1 pseudogene is annotated in these 922 nt (G+C 76.4%); it reads left to right on the top strand.

The features are described from left to right. Positions 1 to 922 (top strand): annotated as a pseudogene (locus tag HUX53_RS07330) (hypothetical protein); the annotation flags it as partial.

The raw sequence follows: 922 nt of genomic DNA, 5'->3' as shown, positions 1-922 counted from the left end.
GAGCCGCAGGTGCGTCCCGACCCCCTGGACGCGCTCGCCGCGCCGCTGGACGCGCCCACCGAGTACCCGGCGGGCCTGGCGCAGGTGCGTCCCGACCCCCTGGAATGGGTGGCGACGTTCACCGAGCGGCTCGCCGGCTACACCACGCACGTGCGGGGGCATCCGCCGCTGCCGACGCTGGTGCTGTGGGCGCTGGAGAAGGCCGGGCTCGGCGGCACCGGCTGGGCGGCGGCGCTCATCATCGCGGCGGGCACGTCGTCGGCCGCCGCGATCGCGGTCACGGTGCGGTGCCTGGCGGGCGAGCGCGCGGCCCGCGCGGCGGTCCCGTTCCTGGTACTGGCCCCGCTGGCACTCTGGATCGCAACCGCGATGGACGCCTTCTTCCTGGCCGTAGCCGCATGGGGGACGGCCCTACTCGCCCTATCCACCCGCCGCCCCAGAATACGGCCCGCCGCCCCGCCCGCAGAGTCCGCGCCGCCCGCAGAGTCCGCGCCACCGGCAAGGGCCGCGCTGCACGCAGTCACCGCGCCACCTGCAGTCACCGCGCCGCACGCAGCGGGTGCGCCGCATGGAGGGGGTGCCTCGGGTGAGGTGGGCGCGGTGGTGCAGGCTGCGGTGGGTGGGGTGCTGTTGGGGTGCTTGCCCTACTTGAGTTACGGGCTGCTGCCGCTGTTCGCCGTGCCGCTGGCGGTGCTGCTGCTGGCCCGTCCCAGGGCCGCGGTGCTCGCGGCGCTGGGCGTGGGCCTGGCCGTGGTGCCCGCCGCGTTCACCGCGCTGGGGTTCTGGTGGCCCGACGGCGTCGCCGCCACCCTCGACACCTACCTGGTCAGCCGCGGGTCCGCGCAGCGCTCCTACGCCTACTTCCTGTTCGCGAACCTGGCCGTGCTGGGCCTGCTCACCGGCCCCGCGACCGCCCGCGCCC

The sequence above is a fragment of the Actinomadura sp. BRA 177 genome, from assembly GCF_013372625.1.
Classification (GTDB): Bacteria; Actinomycetota; Actinomycetes; order Streptosporangiales; family Streptosporangiaceae; genus Spirillospora.
This window is presented reverse-complemented; position numbering and strand designations above follow the sequence as displayed.